Source organism: Athalassotoga sp. (assembly GCF_049965695.1).
In the GTDB taxonomy this organism is placed as follows: domain Bacteria; phylum Thermotogota; class Thermotogae; order Mesoaciditogales; family Mesoaciditogaceae; genus Athalassotoga.
The window spans coordinates 1-17289 of the sequence record NZ_JBMFWB010000020.1 but is presented as its reverse complement, the minus strand read 5'-3'; the positions used below and the strand labels follow the sequence as shown (position 1 = coordinate 17289).

The 17289-nt window shown below is 40.4% G+C and carries 13 protein-coding genes; 8 read left to right on the top strand and 5 right to left on the bottom strand.

The window, feature by feature from the left end:
• The first annotated feature begins 148 nt into the window (after positions 1–148).
• The 8 genes from ACP5NR_RS07070 to galK are packed head-to-tail and all read left to right on the top strand — an operon-like array spanning position 149 to position 11936.
• A complete protein-coding gene (locus ACP5NR_RS07070; RefSeq protein ID WP_428006186.1) occupies positions 149–1867 on the top strand; it encodes an ABC transporter substrate-binding protein in 1719 nt (572 codons plus the stop codon).
• Positions 1868–1925: 58 nt separating this feature from the next.
• The gene (locus tag ACP5NR_RS07065) at positions 1926–3248 is read left to right on the top strand and encodes an ABC transporter substrate-binding protein (protein ID WP_428006185.1); all 1323 of its coding nucleotides are present in this window, start codon (positions 1926–1928) and stop codon (positions 3246–3248) included.
• 22 nt (positions 3249–3270) lie between these two features.
• A complete protein-coding gene (locus ACP5NR_RS07060; protein WP_428006184.1) occupies positions 3271–4140 on the top strand; it encodes a carbohydrate ABC transporter permease in 870 nt (289 codons plus the stop codon).
• Between the two features lie 3 nt (positions 4141–4143).
• Positions 4144–5013: a carbohydrate ABC transporter permease gene (locus ACP5NR_RS07055; RefSeq protein WP_428006183.1), complete on the top strand. Its 870-nt coding sequence runs from the start codon at positions 4144–4146 to the stop codon at positions 5011–5013.
• A gap of 26 nt (positions 5014–5039) precedes the next feature.
• Complete coding sequence (locus tag ACP5NR_RS07050; protein ID WP_428006182.1) at positions 5040–8123, top strand: glycoside hydrolase family 2 TIM barrel-domain containing protein; 3084 nt, start codon at positions 5040–5042, stop codon at positions 8121–8123.
• Positions 8120–9937 carry a glycoside hydrolase family 36 protein gene (locus tag ACP5NR_RS07045; protein WP_428005603.1) on the top strand — a complete coding sequence of 606 codons (1818 nt, stop codon included), beginning with the start codon at positions 8120–8122 and terminating at the stop codon, positions 9935–9937. Before ACP5NR_RS07050 ends, ACP5NR_RS07045 begins: the two co-directional genes overlap by 4 nt.
• Entirely contained in the window at positions 9903–10841 is a 939-nt protein-coding gene (gene galT / locus ACP5NR_RS07040) for a galactose-1-phosphate uridylyltransferase (RefSeq protein ID WP_428005605.1), read from the top strand. The genes ACP5NR_RS07045 and galT overlap by 35 nt, the downstream gene beginning before the upstream one ends.
• Before the next feature lie 15 nt (positions 10842–10856).
• A complete protein-coding gene (gene galK / locus ACP5NR_RS07035; protein WP_428006181.1) occupies positions 10857–11936 on the top strand; it encodes a galactokinase in 1080 nt (359 codons plus the stop codon).
• On the opposite strand, the gene ACP5NR_RS07030 is transcribed toward galK, so the two are convergent.
• The 5 genes from ACP5NR_RS07030 to ACP5NR_RS07010 form a co-directional block, all read right to left on the bottom strand.
• Positions 11923–14235 (bottom strand): HAMP domain-containing protein, encoded by a 2313-nt coding sequence (locus ACP5NR_RS07030; protein WP_428006180.1) that lies wholly within the window; start codon positions 14233–14235, stop codon positions 11923–11925. The two genes, galK and ACP5NR_RS07030, sit on opposite strands and share 14 nt — an antisense overlap.
• A gap of 241 nt (positions 14236–14476) precedes the next feature.
• Positions 14477–14956 carry a hypothetical protein gene (locus tag ACP5NR_RS07025; protein WP_428006179.1) on the bottom strand — a complete coding sequence of 160 codons (480 nt, stop codon included), beginning with the start codon at positions 14954–14956 and terminating at the stop codon, positions 14477–14479.
• Between the two features lie 21 nt (positions 14957–14977).
• The gene (locus ACP5NR_RS07020) at positions 14978–15979 is read right to left on the bottom strand and encodes a hypothetical protein (RefSeq protein WP_428006178.1); all 1002 of its coding nucleotides are present in this window, start codon (positions 15977–15979) and stop codon (positions 14978–14980) included.
• A gap of 5 nt (positions 15980–15984) precedes the next feature.
• Entirely contained in the window at positions 15985–16440 is a 456-nt protein-coding gene (gene dtd, locus ACP5NR_RS07015) for a D-aminoacyl-tRNA deacylase (protein WP_428005361.1), read from the bottom strand.
• On the bottom strand, positions 16415–17289 hold an 875-nt coding region (locus ACP5NR_RS07010), incomplete at its 5' end, for an ACT domain-containing protein (RefSeq protein ID WP_428006177.1). The genes dtd and ACP5NR_RS07010, both read right to left, overlap by 26 nt.

Sequence of the window (17289 nt, the reverse complement as noted above, 5' to 3'; positions counted from 1 at the left end):
GCTCTAATCTTTCATAAACCGGAAAAACGATTGAATATGTCCAAAAATTGTCCAAATTCAAGAATTGTCATTTTTGTAAAATGGTGTAAAATAATTGTTGAAACCGATTCCGGTATCGATTGCGGAATCTAAAAGGAGGAGGAAAAGTATGAAGAAATTTGTGGTTTTCGCACTTGTGTCTGCGATGCTAATAGTAGGAATTTCGGCATTCGGACAAGAATTCACGAATATTTTTCCACCGGTATCAAACGTCAAATACGGTGGAACTTTGAGGGTTGTTACGACATGGGGGCCTGTTGCATTCAATTTAAATCCATTCCAGCCATCAGGTCAATCTTTGGGGATGGGGCCTGTTATGTATGGCACGCTGTTTCTTGTTCAGCCTTACAATGGTGCCATGACTCCATTTTTTGGAACGAATTACGAATGGAGCAACAACAATTTGGTTTTGACAGTCACGATTCGCCAGGGTCTTAAATGGTCCGACGGACAGCCTTTTACACCGGCAGATGTCGCATTCACATTTAATTATTTAAAACAATATCCTGCGCTTGACACAAACGGTATATGGTCAAGCATTTCCAATCTTCAAAGTGTCGTAGCATCCGGAGATAACGTGATTTTCACATTCTCAAAGCCAAACACTCCGCTCTTAATCCAGATCGCGCAAATTCCGATAGTTCCGGAGCACATTTGGTCGTCGATAACCGATCCTACCAAATTTCTCAATCAAGATCCGGTTGTTGCAGGGCCTTTCCTTTACGTCAAAGGCAGTTACAATTCTGCCAATTACACGTTTGAACTTGTCAAAAATCCAAATTTCTTCATGAACACGCCGGAATTTGGAAATAGACCTTTCATAGACAAAATAGAAGTCAGATCTTTGATAGGCGGACAACCTTTGCAATATTTGCTAAGGGGAGATGCTGATTGGTCATATTACGGCAGTGGAATAGATCCTTACACACTTTGGTACAACAGAAATCCAGCCACAAATAAATTCTGGTGGCCGACTTCCAACGGGAACTTGCTGTATTTGAACACTCAGAAATATCCATTCAACAACGTTGCTTTCAGAAAAGCGGTTTCTATGGCGATAGATAGAAAATCTCTTGAAGACAAAGCATATTTTGGTACAGGCGGTTACGATCAGAATCCAACGGGAATAATTCCTGCACAACAAGCAGAATGGCTTGACCCAACTTTGACAGCACTTGCATCATCTCTCAACACTTTCAACATTCCAGAGGCTCAAAAGGTGCTTGCCGCTGCCGGATTCACCAAAAATGCTCAGGGACAACTCTGCGGTCCTGATGGTAAGCCATTACCGACGTTTAAGATCCTTGTCGGAGCCGGCTGGGGCGATTTCATAACCATGGCTCAGATAATATCCAGCAATCTTGCCCAACTTGGCATAACAACAGTTACAGATCAGGAACCATGGGATACATACATCTCCAGCGTTATGACCGGAACGTATGAAATGGTCATTTCTTGGGAAACAGGTTCAGGTCCGTCTCCTTATTACCTTTACTATTACGAATTTAATCCGGCCTTCTCCGCAACAACGATCGGACAAAATGCAAGTTCCGGATGGTCAAGGTATACAAATCCTCTCATAACAGATGCTTTGCAGACCTATGCTCAAACGAGTGATCTGTCACTTCAGAAACAGGCAATTGCAACGATAGAAAGAATAGTTTTACAGGACGTTCCCTTCGTTACACTTACCAACAGAACAGATTTCATGGAATACAGCGAAAAAACATTGACCGGATGGCCTTCTGCAGAAAATCCTTACGCCGGTGCTGGAAATATTGACTGGCCAGATGCGCTTGCGATAGTTTTGAATGTACATTCGAAATGAGTTAAAATTTGGGAGAGGGTAATCCCTCTCCCTTACATTTTTGAAAGGAGAGTGCGATATGAAGAAATACGTTATACCATTACTTGTGATTTCGATGCTTTTGCTGAGTCTTGCCGCTTTTGCCGACACAGTTCAACTTCCGGCATACAACGGCCCGGCAGTAACGCTTACGTTTTGGTCGTGGGTACCAGGTTTAGATCATGCAATAGCGTTATTCGAAAAGGCGTATCCCAACATAAAGATCAACTGGACAAATGTTGGAACCGGCCAGGCTGAGTACAACAAATTATTAACATCTCTTACAGCGGGATCGGGTGCACCTGATGTTGTGCAAATTGAGTATGATATGCTTCCAACTTTCATTTCTTACGGCGGCCTTGTCAATCTTACAAAATACGGGGTTAACAATTACAAATCTCTTTTTGTTCCATGGACATGGGATCAAGTTTCTCAAGGCAACGCAGTATATGCGGTTCCGCAAGATACAGGTCCATATTCCTTTGCTTACAACAAAGCTGTTTTCGACAAATACGGTCTAACAGTTCCAAAAACATGGGATGAATATGCCGCAGATGCGCAAAAACTTTACGAAGCATCAAACGGTAAAATTGTGCTGGGCAATTTTGATGCCGGCGGAACAGGAAATATACCTTGGTTGATAGGTTTGGTATGGGCTGCTGGAGGCCACTGGTGGGAACTTCAGGGAAACACATGGGTTCAGACTATAAATAGCCCAACAACTTTAAAAGTTGTGAATTTCTGGGGAAATCTTATCAAAAAAGGATATATCTCAACCTATGCTCCATGGACAACAGACTGGTACAACGCCATGTCAGAGGGTAAAGTAGCAAGTATAATGTCACCTGCTTGGATGCCAGCGCTTTTGCAGGGTAATTTAAGTGCGGCAAACGCCGGGAATTGGAGAGTTGCTCCGTTACCACAATGGCCTAATATGCCTTTCACAAGCGGAAACTGGGGAGGATCAACTGATGCTGTGACGATCCAGTCTAAATATCCGCAGGCTGCTTTTATATTTGCCCTCTGGCTTAACACGAATGAGCAGGCATGCGTGCTTGATAATCAGTACGGCGGTCTTTTCCCAGCATCCTACGCAGGTCTTGAAGCACCGGCCCTTCACGATACGACAACGGCAATAGATCAGTTCTTCGGAGGACAGGATGTAAATCAATTTTCATTTGACGCATCTAAGGCCGTTAATACCGACTTTGCATGGGCACCATGGTTGAATTACGTGTACAATGAATCTTCAAAAGACATGAACGATGCCATAAGTGGAAAGATAAGTTGGACTCAAGCATTTGATCAACTTCAAAATGCTTCTTTGAGTTACGCTCAAAATCAAGGTTTTAATGTAAAGTAAAATGACTGGAAAGGAGAATGCCATGAAAACGCGGATTAGATCAGGAAAATACATGCCATTTGTGTTCCTTTCTCCTTTTCTGATTTTATTTGCCTTATTTTATGTAGGTCCGCTCATTTACGGCTTTTACTTAAGCCTTTTTCACAAATATGGTTTAAGACCATCAACTTTTGTTGGAATGGAAAATTATGTTAAAGCCTTCACTGATAGCGGGTTTTTATCCTCTATCATGACGATGGGAGAATTTTTTCTTATTCAAGGATCGATAATGATAGGTCTTGCGCTTTTGTTCGCGCTTTACATAGACAATGAACAGAATCATTTCAGAGGTTTTTTCAGGCTGGTATATTACATACCTTTTGCAATACCCACGGTTATAAGTGGTATATTGTGGGGATTCATGTATTCAAAATCTTTAAGCCCTTTTCAATCCATATTCGGCCTTGTCGGGTTGCATCCGAATTTTCTATCGAGCGGATCGTTGTTCTGGTCCATAATGAACATCGTAACGTGGGAATGGATTGGATACAACATGATAATTCTTTATTCAGGATTGCAATCTATACCCAGAGAACTTTACGAATCTGCAAAAATAGACGGGGCAAGAAATTTTGATATAATAAGATACATAAAATTGCCTTTGATAGTTCCGTCGTTGATCTTAACCGTTATCTTTACAGTCATAGGAACATTTCAAATTTTCAACGAGCCATACGTACTTCAAAGCATGACTTACGTCTCGACACATTTCACGCCTAACCTTTACATATATACAACGGCATTCAGTTACGGAAACTTCAATTTTGCAGCGGCAATGGCAATCGTACTTGCACTTGTTACCTTCGCGATTTCTATGATCTTCATGCGTTTTGCCGGGTTCAAGGAGGAGTAAAAAATGGACACGAAAAAATCTTTTTATTCACCGTCAACTGTGATAATAGTAACCTTGATGTTTGTTGCAAGTGTCTATTTTCTCTTACCCTTTTTCTGGATAATCATCGCTTCAACCAAAAGCGACTCACAACTTTTCAGCACAAATCCTTTGTGGTTTACCTCTCCTTTTAATTTCTTAAACAACCTTGGAACAGTTTCTTCTTATGATAATGCAATCCTTTGGAGATGGTTTTTGAATTCGATAATATACGCCGGAAGTGTAAGTGCAGGAACAACTTTGATATCCGCGATGGCAGGCTTTGCTTTTTCAAAATATGATTTTAAAGGAAAAAATATACTTTTTTACATCATCCTCGGTACGATAATGGTTCCGACGACGGCACTTGTCTTACCCATTTACCTTCTCATGCATGGGTTGAATCTTATAAACACATACTGGGCTGTCATTCTGCCATCGTTGGTAAATCCATTCACCGTTTACCTGATGAGAATTTTTTGGATGAAAGAATTTCCGAACGAACTCATCGATGCCGCTCATGTTGATGGAGCATCGGACTTTGCGATATTTTTCAGGATAGGTTTGCCTCTTGTCAGAGGTGGCCTTGCAACCGTTGCACTTTTCAGTTTTGTCAATACATGGAATAATTTCTTTTTACCCCTTGTGGTTATAAGTAAATCGAATCTTTATCCATTAACTTTGGGTTTGCAGGTATGGACATCCATAACCACAACGAGTGTCGGCAGAGGAGCCCCACCATACGGTGCCATAACGATGGGTATTTTGATCTCCATAGTGCCTTTGATCCTTGCGTTTATACTTTTAAGAAGGTACTGGCAATCCGGATTGAGTTCGGGTGCCGTTAAAGGTTAATTTTTCAATTTAATTGGAGGAATACGATGAAAAATCATAACGAATGGAAAGACGATCCAGAATCATTTCGTATCAACAGGGAAGATGCGCATGCGACTTTGGTGCCCTATCCGGATCCGAAAAGTGCGTTTGAAGATTTGCAAAATCCGGTCGAGAAGCGTGGAATTCGGGTTAATTCTAAATATCTGAAATTATTGAATGGAAAGTGGAAATTTCATCTTTCCAAAAATCCTGCAGAAAGGCCTGCCGATTTTTACAAAACGTCTTACGACGTGAGTAAATGGAATGAGATAAATGTACCCGGCGAATGGCAGATGCAAGGTTATGATTATCCCATTTACACGAATATAACCTATCCGTGGACCGGATACGAAAATCCAGAGCCACCACATGCACCGACAATTTACAATCCGGTAGGATCTTACAGAACAACTTTTTCTATTCCCAAAGAATGGAAAAACAGAGAAATTTTTATTTCGTTTCAAGGCGTCGAATCGGCATTTTACATCTGGATAAACGGGAAATTGGTCGGATACAGCGAAGACAGTTTTACACCGTCCGAATTTGACATAACGAAATACATCAAAACAGGAGAAAATGATCTTGCAGTTGAGGTTTATAGATGGTGCACGGGCAGTTGGCTTGAAGATCAGGATATGATCAGGTTAAGCGGCATCGTAAGAGATGTCTTTGTTTATTCAACGCCGAAAATCCACATGCGTGACTTTGAAGTTGTAACGGATTTGGACGGCAGTTATGAGAATGCCAATTTGAAAATTAAGGTTAATGTTCAAAGGTATTCCGAAGATGTTAAAAGCACTTTTTCAATAGAGGCGGCACTTCATGATGAGAACGGCAAATCCGTTTTTAATAGCCCGTTGAGCGTAAAGAAAAGATTTGCGTCTACGGATGAAGTTACGGCCGTGCTTGATCAAAAAGTCATGAATCCCAAAAAGTGGTCTGCCGAATATCCGAACCTTTATTTTCTGATTCTTACTTTAAAAGATTCGGAAGGAAAAGTAATTGAGTCCGAAGGGTGCAAAATCGGCTTTCGAAAATTCGAATTGAAAGACAATCTCATGACGATAAACGGTAAAGTTATAAAATTCAAAGGCGTCGACAGGCATGAATTCGATCCAAGAACGGGAAAGCATGTGCCTATTGAGGCCATGATAAAGGATATAACTTTAATGAAGCAATTCAACATAAATGCCGTCAGGACTTCTCATTATCCCAACGATCCTTTATGGCTTGATTTATGTGATGAATATGGCCTTTATCTTATAGATGAAACGAATCTCGAAACGCATGGAGTAAGAGACAAGGTGCCGAATAGCGATCCTCAATGGACAAATGCATGTCTCGACAGAATTCAAAGCATGGTCGAAAGAGATAAAAATCATCCTGCAGTTTTGATATGGTCTTTGGGAAACGAAGCAGGTCACGGCACGAATTTCAGGCTTATGTCAGACTGGGCGCACATGAGAGACAGTACAAGGCTCGTCCATTACGAAGGAGACAGTTCCGTCGCGGACATGACAAGCGAGATGTATTCGCCTGTTGAAAGAGTTGAAGAATACGCAAAATCAAGTAATCCTAAACCTTACGTGCTTTGCGAGTATGCCCATGCCATGGGGAACAGCAACGGAAATCTTTACAAATACTGGGATTTATTCAGAAAATATCCGAAATTGCAGGGAGGATTCATCTGGGACTGGGTGGATCAGGCGATATATGAGCCCATTCCTTCCGGGAAAGGTGAATATCTTGCTTACGGCGGAGACTGGGGAGACAACCCAAACGACGGAGACTTCTGCGCAAACGGGGTAATCTTCGCAGATAGAACTCCAAAACCTCAGGCCGAAGAAGTACGTTATCTTTACAGAAATATCGTTGTCAAACCCGTTGACCTTTTGAACGGAGAGGTTGAAATCTTCAACGAATATCTTTTCACAAACGTGAATGCTTTCAAATGCGAATGGGTAATCAAAGAAAACCATGAAATCGTCAATTCCGGAAATCTCGATATCGACGTCAAACCACTTAACAGCAAGAAAGTCAAAATTCCTTACGGTAAAGTACAGATTCATGCCGGTTGCGAATATTTTCTCGAGATTATTTTCAGCCTAAAAGAAAAAAGCAAATGGGCACCTGCCGGATATGAGGTCAGTCACGATCAATTTAAGATCCCCTTTGTCGTACCTGTACTTCACGTTCAAAAACATGCACCGGCGGAGTTAGATTCTTTTGATTTAGAAGATCGTCTCGTTGTAAGATCCAAATATTTTGAAATTGCCTTCGATAAAACATCCGGCACAATGAATTCTTTGAAATTCAAAGATCGTGAACTTGTGGTTTCAGGGTTAAAGCCTAATTTTTGGAGATCGCCGACGGACAACGATCATGGCAACAGAATGGAAGAAAGGCTTTCAACGTGGCGTGATGGCACGATGAAACGAAAGATAAACAATTTTGAGTGTGAAAAAGTCGGAGACCAAATCAAGGTGAACACTGAATTCATAATACAGACTTTAAATCCTTCGCTTTGCAAGATAAGTTACAGCATAGACGGTCATTGCGGCATATCAGTCTTTTTTGAGTTGATTCCGGCAGACGATTTACCGGAAATACCCGTTGTAGGGATGGAAATGGTTCTTCCAAAAACATTCGATAACCTTGCATGGTATGGTCGTGGTCCTCATGAAAATTACTGGGACAGAAAAAAGTCTGCAAGAATAGACCTTTACAAATCCAAAGTGAAAGATCAGTTCGTAAATTACATAAAGCCATCCGAGATGGGAAATAAAACGGATGTAAGATGGCTTACGTTAACCGATGACGAACAACTCGGTTTGATCTTCGCAGGCGATCCTGTTTTTGAATTCAGTGCTTTGCACCATTCCGTCGAAGATCTCGAAAGTGCAAAACATCCTTATGAATTGCCCGCAAGAAAGGAGATCTTTCTTCACATAAATTATGCCCAGATGGGTGTAGGCGGAGACAACAGTTGGGGCGCGAAAACGCATCCTGATTTCACGCTTTACGCAAACAGAACTTACACATATGCATTCAAATTCAAACCAATTTACGGAAGAGGTGGAGAAATTTGAATTTATTCGGCAAACCTTTGGATTACGGGGTTCGAAAAGAAAAAATCGGTTATTTAGAAGTTAGCCTTTCAATTACACAAAAAGACGGGGATGAAATAGAAATCGAGATCGAAAACACAACTGAAGATCAAAAATTCATCGGAGATTTGAAAATCGGTGATTTTGATGCGTCCGAAAAGATTTTGATGAACAATTACCAATCATGGGGGCCGTGCACCTTTGTAAAGCCATCAGAAATAATCAAAAGCATGCATGGGTTGAGTGCAAATTTTGTTGCCTCTCCAGTTCCGTGGGAATTCAAAGACGGCGTAATTTCAGACTATTTCATAGCCGATGATAAAACATTTGCCGGCTTCCTTTCTTCGAAGGTAACCCATCCGTACTTCAAATGGCACGATGGAATGGTGGATGTGAAGATTTACATCGGAAAACATTTAAAACCCCATGAAAAAATAAAAATCGAAACCTTGTGGGTGAAAGATTTTTCAAAACTTGAAGAAACGCTTGAACTTTACGCAAAAAAAGTTGCGAGTTCAAACACGATAAAAAAATTCAGACCTTTATTCGGTTGGGAATCATGGTACAGTTATTACCTGAACATATCTCAGGATTCGATCATCGACGAGTTGAACAGGGCTTCAGAAATTGGCATGAAATATGAAGTATTCCAGATAGACGACGGTTACGAAAAAGATATAGGAGACTGGCTTGAGACAAACGAAAAATTCCCGGAAGGCCTTGAATTCCTTTCAAAAAAAATCAAGAAGTCTAACATGATGGCAGGCATATGGACAGCGCCATTCAGCATTTCCGAAACTTCCTCGATCTTTAAATATCACAAAGATTTTCTGGTCAAAGACGAAAACGGCATTCCGATCGTTGCGTACGAAAACTGGAATAAAAAAATATACGCCCTTGATACCTCAAATCCTGACGCACTTTTTTGGCTGGGTGAAATCTTTTCGGCATTGAAAGGTTATGGGTATGACTTTTTCAAAATAGATTTTCTTTTTGCCGGCATGATTTCAGGCAAGAGATTTCTCGACGTAACGCCCGTCGAGGCATACAAAATGGGCATGAAAAAGATAGCAGACACCGTTGGAAATACGCATGTTTTGGGTTGCGGGGCACCTTTACTTCCCTCAATAGGATATGTCGATTCAATGCGCGTAGGTTGCGATACCGCACCGGAATGGAGAGGCGAATTGGACATGGGAATGTCGAGCGCAAAGTTCTCCATAAGAAACGCACTCACGAGAAACTTCATGAATGCATGGTGGGTAAACGATCCGGATTGCGTTATGGCGAGGTCTTCGGACACAAATCTTACGAATTCCGAAAGAATGATAAACATCTACATGCCGGCGTTGCTCAACGGCCAATTTTTAGAAAGCGATTTTCTCGGGAAATTATCGGATGACGATCTCCACCTGCTGGGAGGATCCTTTAATTTCAGAAACGGCACATCGAAGGTCATGCTTTTGGACAAAGAAAGATATGCCGTTGTGACAAAAAAATCGATAAACGGTGATATCGTCTCCTTTGTAAACCTTTCCGATTTCGAATGGAAAGTTGAAATTGAAAAGTACAGACCGTTTTTTGATAAAAAGACGGATGAATTTTTCGTACTTTATCCTTCGATGAAACATGCGAAAAACGAGATCAAAATCGATCCTCATGCCGTCGCAATTATCATGCACCGCGGGAAAAGAAATCTCAGGCGTGATGACGAAAAAGAAGATGATGGAAGAGACATACATTATTACTGGGGTGAAGAATATGATGGAACTTCGACACAATCCTATAACCGATGAATGGATAATAATTTCATCTGAAACGCAAAAGAGGCCTGTACTTCCACAAAAAGAAGCCTGTCCTTTGTGCCCGGGCATTTTGGAAATGAAGCACGATTACGATCTGACAGCCTTTGACAACAGATATCCTGCCCTTAGACTTGATCCGCCGGAAATATCCAGACCTGATGCTGTCTTTGAAAATGCCCCATCGTATGGAAAATGCGAGGTCATAATGTTCACGTCAGATCACAACTCTTCTCTGTCGAGAATGCCCATCGGTCAAATAGAAAAACTCGTCTACGTATGGGAAGACAGAACGCGTGATCTCATGAAATATGAGAAGATAAAGTACATCTTTCCGTTTGAAAACAGAGGAAAAGAAGTGGGAGCCTCTCAAATTCATCCTCACGGACAACTTTATGCCTTTCCTTTTATACCGAAAAGGATCCAATCGATGATCGATGCGATAGGCAAATACAAGGGATGTGCGATATGCGATGTGATAAAAGCAGAAGAAGGCACCGAAAACATCGTCTACGACGGTGAACATTTTATCGCGCTTGTCCCGTACTTTGCGAGATTTCCTTACGAAGTGCATGTTTATCCGAGAAGGCATATCTCTTTTTTCACCGAAATGACGCCTTCTGAGAAATTCGATCTGGCGGTAACTTTAAAGGTCGTAACTTCAAAATACGATTCACTTTTTGACAGTGAATTTCCTTACATGATGGAAATCTTTCAATCACCTGTCAATCCGGCAATGAAGAACTTTCATTTTCACATAGAATTCAATCCGCCAAAAAGAGACAAAGTTAACGTCAAATGGATGGCAAGCGTTGAAACAGGAACATGGGCTTTCATAAATCCTTTAACGCCTTCCGATGCCGCTAAGAGTTTAAAAAAAGCATCTTACACGATATGAATGGAGATGATGATCTTGACATACGTTTTCAGATCACCGGGGCGCATAAATTTAATAGGTGAACACACGGATTACAACGGAGGATACGTACTTCCGGCCGCGATAGACAAATACACGTACCTTACCTTTGAAGAATCGGATCATTTTGAATCTCATACAAGTGATCTGGGTAAAAGTATCAAATTTTCGATCGATGCCCGAAAAGAAAAAGATACATGGGCCAATTACGTTAAAGGCGCAATCTTTCATCTGACAAAGTACGTCAAAAAACCCATAAGACCTTTTAAAATCGACATATCAAGCACGTTACCCATAGGGGCAGGCCTTTCGAGTTCCGCCTCTTTGATGGTTGGAATAATCTACGCGATCTCCAAAATTGAAAAACTCGATCTTGACAGAGAAAGAGTAGCCCAGATAGCGCACGAAGCAGAGAATGAATTTGTAGGCGTCAACTGCGGAATAATGGATCAATACGCGGTTTCCCTTGCGAAAAAGGATACCTTCATTTTGATAGATGCCTTAGATGGTCATTATGAATACGTTTCTGCAATGGGATTTCCGAGGATTACGATTGTAGACTCGGCCGTTAAACATGAACTCGCAAGCGGCGGATACAACACACGCAGAAACGAATGTGCCCGCGCCAGCGAGATAATCGGTATGCAATTCAGAGAAATGACAGTTGATCTTGTGGAATCGAAAAGGAAAATACTTGGAGAGAATGTTTACAAAAGGGCAAAGCATGTCGTTGAAGAAAATCAAAGGGTACTTGATACGATATCGGCCATAGAAGATAAAAACTGGGAGAAAGTCGGCGATCTTGTCAAAAAATCCCACGAAAGCCTGAAAAATTTGTTTGAGGTTTCAACGGATGAAATAGACTTTCTCGTCGACAGGATAAACGCTTTAGAAAATGTTTACGGTGCGCGCATGATAGGCGGTGGATTTGGAGGAAGCATAATAGTCATCTCTAAGTCCGATGTCAGCACACATCTGAAAGAAATAAGCGCCGATTACAAAAAACAATTTGGTATTGAAATGAAATATTATCACGTTAAACTGTCAAGCGGCGTCAGAAAAATCACTCTGTCTTGAATTTTTTGAGATTTTCATCCAAAGTTTCCGATGCCGATTCTATTTTTTTCGTCAAGTCTGAGATATCCGTCATAACGTTTTTGCTTTCATCCAAACTTCTTGAGATCGAATCAAGCAACGAGATTGCCACTTCAAGAAGTTTTATTTTTTCTTCGAAATCTTGATTGATCTGAGATCTTAGCGAATCGTTCGATTTAACAATCTCTAATATCTCTTCGACATCTTTTGTTCTCTGTTCGAAGGTAAGACTGAAATTCTTTACCATATCGATTATTTTCTGGCCCGAGTCGAATAAACGGTCTATCGATGCAACATCTGATTCTGTCTCTAAGGCTTTTTCGATCTTTTCCTGAAATTGCCGCGTCTCAACTTTTATTTCTTCAGATATTCTTGAAAATTCATCCGCAAATTCCTTCATCTCGGATTCCAAAAAGGCATATTCGTTAGATCCCGATTTTGCCGATTTGATTGCGACGTTAAGAGACAATATCTTTGCCTCTCTGGCCATTGATTCGAATCTTTCCGCAAGATTGAAAATGGAAGCGTAAGATGCTTTTAATTCCTCCAAATATTTGGATTTTTTAACGGTTTCGTCTTTTACGACGGATAATTTCAAAACAAGATTTTCGATCTCTTTTTGCATTTTCGACAATTTTTCCAAATCATCCGGAGATCTATGCAAATCGTCAATTTTATCAATAGCGGATCTTTCCGATTCACCGACTTTTGAAAACCTTTCGGTTATTTCTTTCAATGCTTTTGACAAAGCGATCGCCAGATTTTTTGATTTATCCATTTCTGTTATCGTCGATTTTATTCCCACGACATTTTTATCTTCCACAGAACTAACTTTTTGAAGATCGTCTTTTACCTCTGACGTCGATTTTTTGATATTAACAAGCATTTCTTTTAAATAATCTATCATTTCGTGAAATGATTTTTGAAGGCTCCCAAATTCATCCTTTCTGCTCGTTTCTTCGATCTTAACATTCAAATCTCCTGTCTTTATTTTGTTGACGACATTTTCAAGGTCTTTGAGATTTTTTTTGAAATCGAAGATCAAAAAGATCCCAAACACGATCACGAAAACACCGGCAACAACTGTTATTATGAGCGTGATCGTCGCCAAATAGTTGAAAGCGTTCGAAACAGGACCAGACGAGATCTGCAATTTATTCAGCGCCGTTTGTGTGTTTGAATTCGCTTTGTCAAAAAGTGAAGATAACCTGACATTCAGCGAATTAAAATATCTTTGCACATCTCCCGTCAATGAATTTATCACAAGGTCTCTTTGATTTGATATTTTTTGACTGTAAATATCGGCAGTTGCAGAAACAGATTGGACTTCAGATAAAATACCTCTATCTTTCATAACAAGGTCAGCCAGTTGAGATGCAAGCGAATAATATCTATCCAATAAAAGGTTGGCATAAAAGACACCGGCCGGATTTAACGCTCCCATGTTCATTTCGGTTTTGAAAGATTGAATGTAAGTTTTCATAAGCAAAAGTTGTGTATCGGCAACATCCTGAGATGGTGCGAGGTATATATTTTTGAGTGCGAGTTCCATCGATGAGACCATATTTTGCCCTTGATCGGTTCCAATCAATATGGCAAGATTATCAAGAAGACTTTGCGTATCGGCGATGTTAAGTTGGTTTAAAGGCAAATTAGATATTTGCGAATTCAATTTTGCCGAGACTATTTGAGATTTAGTCGCAGGCAATGAGTAAAGGTCATTTGCGCTTGCAACTATGGTTGTAAAATTTGTCTCTATTGTTGCAACGAGGGTTTTGTTCAAAACCATGAGTGCTGATATCTGACTTTCAATTTGTGAATATTCGCTTTGAGCATCTGAAAGATTCGATTGAAAAACTTTATATCTATTTTGATAATCGACAAGAGTGGCACTTTGTAAGAAAGCAAGGTCGCCGGCATCTTTTAATTTCTTAAGGTCGTAGGTAATCCCCGATGCGTCGTTTGAAGCAGAAATCTGGCCGGCTATCAAAAGTGCGCCGGAAATCGATTTATCAAAAAGATTATTTTGATTTTTAAGGATTGAAGTTGAATCGTTGGAGAGACCAAATTCAAGTGTTGAAAAGGCATTTGAAATGGCAGATTTCAAATTCATGATTTGAATCGTTGAATCATACGCATTTTGCACTTCGTCGATCGAATTGTTTATTTTTGAAAGTGAATTTTGCAATTCAAAACTCTCAACGTAGACAAAAATCGCCATAACGCCCAGAGCGATAACCATGATAATCGTAAGAAGTGCTATCTTTGATCCAACCTTCATTTCTGACCCCCAACGATTCAAAATCAAGATTTACGTATATTATACCAAAATTATGTTTAAAAATAGTGATCAGTAACGGGTAACGCGTGATCGGCAAAACAGCACGTAGCGGGTGGCTGGTAGCGCGTGGAAAAAATGGTGACGCGTGATCGGTAACGAGTAAGCAGCCAAAGGCAAAAGGCGATTCCGGTTTTTCGACCGAAATGACAGACGTGATTCGAAATTTAAATTTTTTGGTGTATCAAAATCTTATCTCAGCGCCTATCGCACTGGACATATCAGGGCCAAGATGTGGCGGCGCGTAGTAAAATTGATCGCCTATCTCACCGTAAACCCTTACCGGCCAAGGAAACAAAAGCAATACGTCCGCGCCAAAATGCACATACCCATAACTTTGAAAATCACTTGCAGACAATTGGCCATTGTTAAAAATAACAGTTGGACTGAAACCAACGTACAAATCAAGTATATCAACAGGCATTACAAAATTTAGGTATGTGTAAACACTTATCCAATCGAGAGGATTAGGATCTGACTGAGACAATTGTGCAACAAGATCGACAGAGTAGTAATACGTTGCAGAATAAAATGTTGCTCTCCCTTCAAAAAAAGATTCGTCAACACTTCCAAACTCTTTTGAAACTCCGCCACCAATCCATACGCCAAAAGAAACAACTGAAAAGATGGAAATACAGAAGATGATGAAAATTGTTTTACGCATATTCCACCTCTTTCATAATTTTCATTCTATTCCGGTCGCAACCATAATTGGCAGTACGTTTCCATTTATGACTTTAACATCACCGCTGTTGTTGTCCGCAACATAGACCATGTGCGTTTTAGGATTAACGCTAACACACCAGGGACCTGATCCGGCAGGGATCACCGATACAACCTGATTTATGTAACCATTTATAACGTTTAAAGCATTATTGCTTGGAGAGGTAGCGTAAATCATGTTGGACGATGAGTCTACCGCAATACCCCATGGAGTTCCGTTAAGTTGTATCGTTGCCACAATTTGATTTGTTTTCCCACTTATAACATTGATAGAAGCGCTTCCGAAATTTGCCACATACACCATATCTGTCTTTGAATTTATCGCTATACCTGAAGGTTGATTTCCTACATTCAAAGTTTTTACAACTTTATTTGTTTTTCCGTCTATGATGTTCAAAGTACTGTCATACCAGTTAACAATGTATACTTTGTCTGTATCGGAGTCCACCGCTATGGCATCAGGCCCGTTGCCAACTGGTATCGTCGATATGATCTGATTTGTACTTCCGTCTATTACATTTACATCATCGCTGCTTTGATTGGTAACGTATATCATGTTTGTGACAGAATTAACACCAATAGCATTCGGTCCCATTCCCACATTTATAACTGAGATTGTTTGGCCTGATTTGTCCAGCACGTCTATGCTGCTGTTACCCAAATTGTAATTGACGGCGACGTAAATAATGCCCGTTTTCGAATTGACGCCCACACTCATAGGATATTTTCCAACGGTCATAACCTTCACGATTTGATTCGTTTCTTCATTTACAACACTTAAAGTGTTGTTTGAAGAATTCGCGACATATGCCATTTCAGTTGAAGGATCAAAACAAATTGCAGAAAGTCTTCTTGCAGAAAGACTTCTGCCAACTTGTATGGATTGAACTGTATGAAAGGTGAACGGAGATAAAATAAAGTTAAGACCCATGACAATCGCCAAAAATATCAGAATCCTCATCATTCCGATTATCTCCTTTCCTTCGAATCCACAATTATGGTAACAGGTCCGTCGTTGAGAAGGTTAACTTGCATGTAAGTTTGGAAAATTCCGCGTTCAACTTTTATTGACGGATATGATTTTGAAATATCATCGCAGAATTTTTCATACATCTGCCTTGCCGTCTCCGCAGGTGCGGCATCCGAGAAAGAAGGACGTCTTCCATGACTTGCGTCTCCGAAAAGTGTGAATTGCGATATGACAAGTAAATCGCCATTTATATCAAGAAGTGATCTGTTCATTTTCTGATTTTCGTCTTCAAAAATTCTCAGATTGGGTATTTTATCTTCCATCCATTTAAGATCTTCCGCCGTATCATTCTTGCCTATTCCTATCAAAAGCAAAATACCCGCTTTTATCTTTCCGGCAACTTTCCCGTCAACTTTGACTTCGGCTTCTTTAACTCTTTGGACTACCGCTTTCAAAATTGTTTCCTCTCTCTCTGTAAACCTTTTTTATGCCTTTCTCTTTTTTAAGATGGCCTATAAGATCGTTCAACTGATCGAGGTTGGTAACGTTAACCCTTACCGATATGTGCGCAATTCTTAAATCGTCCACCCACGAGACGACGCTGGCTATTTGAACATGTTTTTCGTGTATTCTATTCATTATATCACTGAGCAATCCATCTCTGTCATCCCCTTCGAGTCCTATGTTGGCCCCGAAGAGTTCGTTGGAATTACCCCATGAAACCCTCACGAGTTTGTTTTTGTCGACATTTCTTAAATTTGAACAATCCGTCGTGTGAATGCTGACCCCGTTTTTGGTGACAAATCCGACTATATGATCGCCCGGTACCGGATTGCAACACTTTGCAAATCTTACTTCTATTCCTTTTAAATCATCGACGACTATTTCGGTACCTTCCGGCTCCGAAAATTCATGTTGAAATTCCGGCTTAACGATCTGACCAAGGAATTTTTCTATTTGATATATTTTAACGGCGCCAGAACCAAGCCTCAATTCAAGTTCTTCTTCCTTTTCTATATTTCTGTCTTTAAGATAATTTTTGACTTCCTGCCGGTCGAGAATCTCCTCCACGGAAATATGATATTTTTTGGAAAGGTCCCTTAACATTTCCTTTCCCTTTTCCATGTATTCATTTGCGAATTTGTCTCTGAGAAATTTTTTTATCTTTGCCCTTGTGTGCACGCTATGCGCAGATTTAAGCCAATTTGGATTGGGACCTTCGTTGTTTTTGTCAACTATGATTTGAACTCTGTCCCCGTCTTTAAGTTGATATCCCATCGGAACAAGTCTGCCATTCACGGATG